At 67.8% G+C, this 3,849-nt stretch carries 6 protein-coding genes; 5 read left to right on the top strand and 1 reads right to left on the bottom strand.

Annotation, left to right across the window (positions count from 1 at the left end; genetic code table 11):
* On the top strand, positions 1-451 hold a 451-nt coding region (locus tag Tchar_RS13280; protein ID WP_144329457.1), incomplete at its 5' end, for a replication initiation protein.
* 18 nt (positions 452-469) lie between these two features.
* On the opposite strand, the gene mobQ is transcribed toward Tchar_RS13280, so the two are convergent.
* Positions 470-1,633: a MobQ family relaxase gene (gene mobQ, locus Tchar_RS13275; RefSeq protein WP_143904521.1), complete on the bottom strand. Its 1,164-nt coding sequence runs from the start codon at positions 1,631-1,633 to the stop codon at positions 470-472.
* 169 nt (positions 1,634-1,802) lie between these two features.
* Between mobQ and Tchar_RS13270 the strand changes: the two genes are divergently transcribed.
* The 4 genes from Tchar_RS13270 to Tchar_RS13255 all read left to right on the top strand — a co-directional run.
* Positions 1,803-2,132, top strand: a complete 330-nt coding sequence (locus tag Tchar_RS13270) for a mobilization protein (protein ID WP_144329456.1) — start codon at positions 1,803-1,805, stop codon at positions 2,130-2,132.
* The gene (locus Tchar_RS13265) at positions 2,132-2,449 is read left to right on the top strand and encodes a hypothetical protein (protein ID WP_144329455.1); all 318 of its coding nucleotides are present in this window, start codon (positions 2,132-2,134) and stop codon (positions 2,447-2,449) included. The genes Tchar_RS13270 and Tchar_RS13265 overlap by 1 nt, the downstream gene beginning before the upstream one ends.
* A 697-nt stretch (positions 2,450-3,146) precedes the next feature.
* Entirely contained in the window at positions 3,147-3,338 is a 192-nt protein-coding gene (locus Tchar_RS13260; RefSeq protein ID WP_143904519.1) for a DUF7706 family protein, read from the top strand.
* On the top strand, positions 3,325-3,849 hold a 525-nt coding region (locus tag Tchar_RS13255), incomplete at its 3' end, for a replication initiation protein (RefSeq protein WP_201739383.1). The genes Tchar_RS13260 and Tchar_RS13255, both read left to right, overlap by 14 nt.

Genomic DNA, 3,849 nt, shown 5'->3' with positions numbered 1-3,849 from the left:
GCCGCTGCCGCCCACCAAGGTGCAAATGCGCTGGGTCGGGTCGGTGAAGTACCAGGACGGCGAGGGCTGGGTGGAGCTGGCATGGTGGCCGGATCTGCTGCGGCATCTGCTCGGCCTCAAGGCACAGTTCACCACCTACCAGCTACAGCAAGCGTCCGCGCTGCGCTCGGTCTACAGCTGGCGGCTCCTGGAACTGCTGACGCGCTTCGAGTCCACCGGCACGGCGGAATACACGATCGAGGACTTCTGCGCCTCGATGGAAGCCACCGAGAAACAGGCGGCGGACTTCGCCGCAGTGCGACGGAAGATCATCGAGCCTGCGGTCAAGGAACTGACCGAGAAAGACGGCTGGCTCATCCAGTGGCAGCCGATCAAGGCGGGCCGCAAGGTCAAGGCGCTGCGCTTCACCTTCATGCGCGACCCGCAGGGCCGCCTGCCCCTGGGGGGCTGAGCCGCTGCTCGGCCAGCTTCACCGGGTGAGGCCGCGGCCGCGCCCGGGCGGCTGGATCGGCGTTGCCTTGGCCTTGCCGTCGGTGTAGCCGATGGCAAGGTGTTGGCCGATCTTCGGTCGCTGACCTGGCGGCAGGTGGCCGAACCGCGCTTTCTCGTGGATCGCGGCCACGGTCGGGGACACGCGCTGCACGTAGTGATGGGCTGTTTCGCCCACAATCTGCCCCCGCGCGGTCGCACCTTCGCCGACGGCATACAGGCGCACCCCTTGGCCGATGGCCTGGCGGGCGAGCTGCTCGGCCTCCTGCCGGGACTGCTCGGCAGTCTTGGGCGCTGCCGCCCGCTCGGCGAGCTGGCGGTCGCGCTCCCGCTTGGCCGCTTCCAGGTCGCCCGACAGGTCGAGGATGCCCCGGTCGATCTGGCGGCCTTGCCGCTCCAACTCGCCCGCCTCGCGGGCCCGCGTCAGCCGGTCGGCTATCTCGGCCTCGAAGTCCAGCCGCTTGCGGCTCGGCTCGCCGGTGCGGCGCTCGTAGCCGGTGGCCGCTGGCCCAAGGTGCCGGGTCGGCTCCGCGTCTAGGCCGCGCTCGGCGTGGCTGCGGTGGTCAACCTGCACCGAGTGCCCCGCTTCGCGTAGGCGCTCGTTCTGCAACTGGGCGAACCGCTCCCGCCACTGCGTGACGATCTGCGGCCCGGTTTTCTGGTCGTCTAGCTCGCGGGTTTTCTCGCCGAAACCCTCCGGCCCTAGGCGGCGGGTGGTCAGCAGGATGTGGGCGTGGTGGTTGCGGTCGTCGCCGTCCTTGCCGGGGGCATGGATGCACACGTCAGCCGCGCATCCGTGCCGCTCCACGATCTCCCGCGCCAAGTCGCGGGCCAGCCGCGCCCGCTCGGCGGGGGAAAGCTCGGCGGGTAGGGCGATCTCGAACTCGCGGGCCACCGTCGAGTTCTTGCGGGTCTCGGCCTGCTCGGCAGCGTTCCAGAGTGCCGCCCGGTCGGCGGCCCACTCTGGCGCACCGGCAGGCAAGATCAGCTCGGCGGATTCGACGCCACCCTTGCGGGTGTAGTCGTGAATCTCGCCGGTGCGCTCGTCGGTGATTTTCACCCCGGCACGATAGGCCGCTGCCGCTGTCGCACTGCGACCGGCAGACCGGCTTATCGTCTTGACGGATAGGTGGTAGATCGCCACGGGCGTTTCCTCGGGGTGTCGGGGCGCAGCCCTGACCGCACGCAAACGAAGTTTGCATAAGTGCGCCCTTGCTGTTCGCTGCGGGTGGGTGTTGCGGCGTATTCTACGCCTGCGCACCCCCAGCACGGCGGGCTAAAATGCGGCCATCTCACACGCCAAAGGGGGACGCATGGCAAGCATCGACGAACGAATAGCGGCGCTGGAGGCCAAGCTCAAACAGGAGAAGGCACGCAAGGCGAAAATACTCGCCCGCCAACGTGCCGCACAAGCGAAGCTGACACGCCAGCAGGACACGCGCCGGAAAATCCTGGTCGGCGCTGCCATCCTCGCCAAAGTCGAGCGCGGGGAATGGCCGAAAGACAAGCTCCTGGCAATGATGGATGCCACGCTGACGCGGGCCGATGATCGCGCCCTGTTCGGCCTGCCCGCCCCGACCACTGATCCGGCGTTGGACGGCAGCGAACCCGTAGAACCGCCCGCGCTCACCAAGAGGCCGTAATGCTGGGCTGGTGGATCGTCGTTTCCGAGGGCCAGCCGGACGGCGTGATGATCGACAAGGCCAACACCCTGGCAAGCTGGGAAGCCGGTCTGTCTGGCCTGCGCTGGCTCAATGACCTGGTGGCCGCTGGCAAGGCGCGGAAGCTGCGCAGCGACGGCTACCCGAACCGCTACGAAGCCCGCGCCGCTGACGTGTGGCCGCTGCTCGATGAAGTCACGGGCCGTATCGACTCCTCGCACATCCAGATCGACCGGCAGCGCCTCGCCGCCTGCCCGCCTGACCTGGTGCTGACCATCGACGCCTGGGACCAGTCCTAGGCCATCTGCCACGCCCGCCCTGTGGGGCTCTGCCCCACGCCCCGCCCTCGCCGCCGGGAGGCTCGGGGGGCAGTCCTGGCGGGCTGCGCCCTTTGTCCTGCCCCCTCTCGCACAGGCTATCGGCCCTCCAGGGCCGCTCTAGAGGCCCTACAGCGCGTTTTCGCACGCGACCCCTACCCTACCCCTACCCAACCCCTAAAAACGGCTCCTAGCGCGTTCTAGGGGCTTTGCCGCCCCTTCTTCCTGCTGACCGCGCCGAAGGCGCCGGGTGGGGGGAGCCGCCGAAGGCGGGGGGAGGGCGCAGCCCTCCCACAGGGGGGGCGACTTCGCGAGCACCGCAGGCCGAAGGCCGAGGAGCGCAGGACGGGGGGGCGGCACGCCCCCGCGAAGTCTCGGGCGGTGGAGTGGCGACGCTGCCGGTCTTTGGCTCGGGCGCTCCCCGGGTTTTTTCTTGTTTTTTCTTGTTTTTTTCGCGCGCGCGCGCGAGGGCGGCCCGGAAAGCCTTGTTCTTCAAGGGTTTGCGGGGGTTTTTGACGTTCCGCGAATCCTGCCTTTTTTCCGGTCATCCCTGCCTTTTTTCCGGTCATCCCTGCCTTTTTTCCGGTGTCATCCACAGTTCTGCCCTAAAAGTTCTTGGCAGAATAGGCTTTATCTGCCATGATTTGTACACGGCAGATTGACCGGAAGGACGGCAGATATGAACGATCAGGTAGAGGTCTGGATGGTGCTGGAACCCGCGCAGGCGCTGGCTTTGGCTCAATTCGTCAAGCGTGTCCGCTGGACCGAAGTCCGGCAAAACGCCGTGGGCGACGACGAAGCCGACTTGATGATGGACGCCATGCGCGAACTGGCGAAAGCACTCGCGGAGGCAGGCTATGCGCCGCGCTGACGAACTGCTGCCCGAAGTGCCCGCGCCCAAGCGGCGCGGACGCCCGCCGAAGGCCGCAGCGCAGGCGTTGGCCAACTACGACGCCGCCGACGTGGAGCGCCAGCCGGGCGAGCGCTGGGTGACGATGAGCAACGCGCTAACCCGCGCAGGACACGGCCTGACCCTTGCCGAGAAGCGCATCGTGGCCGCTGCGGTGTCCAAGCTGGACAGCCGCCGCGCACTGCCACCCGGCGAGGTGCCGCGCACCCGTATCACGGCAATGGAGTACGCCGAGGCCTTCCAGGTCGATCTCGACACGGCCTATGACCAGTTGCAGGCAGCGGCCAAAGCCCTTTACAAGCGGTCGATCACGTTCTACGAGCCTGCCCACAAGCGCAACGGCAAGCCGCTGCCGCCCACCAAGGTGCAAATGCGCTGGGTCGGGTCGGTGAAGTACCAGGACGGCGAGGGCTGGGTGGAGCTGGCATGGTGGCCGGATCTGCTGCGGCATCTGCTCGGCCTCAAGGCACAG

It is taken from the genome of Tepidimonas charontis (assembly GCF_007556685.1).
In the GTDB taxonomy this organism is placed as follows: Bacteria; Pseudomonadota; Gammaproteobacteria; order Burkholderiales; family Burkholderiaceae_C; genus Tepidimonas; species Tepidimonas charontis.
Note: the sequence above shows the minus strand (reverse complement) of the source record. Positions and strands in the feature narration are given on the sequence as shown.

Bases quoted from the DNA above. Each gene is read 5' to 3' on its own strand.
- Tchar_RS13265 (WP_144329455.1), top strand. From the start codon at position 2,132: ATGCTGGGCTGGTGGATCGTCGTTTCCGAGGGCCAGCCGGACGGCGTG.
- Tchar_RS13260 (WP_143904519.1), top strand. From the start codon at position 3,147: ATGAACGATCAGGTAGAGGTCTGGATGGTGCTGGAACCCGCGCAGGCG.
- Tchar_RS13270 (WP_144329456.1), top strand. From the start codon at position 1,803: ATGGCAAGCATCGACGAACGAATAGCGGCGCTGGAGGCCAAGCTCAAA.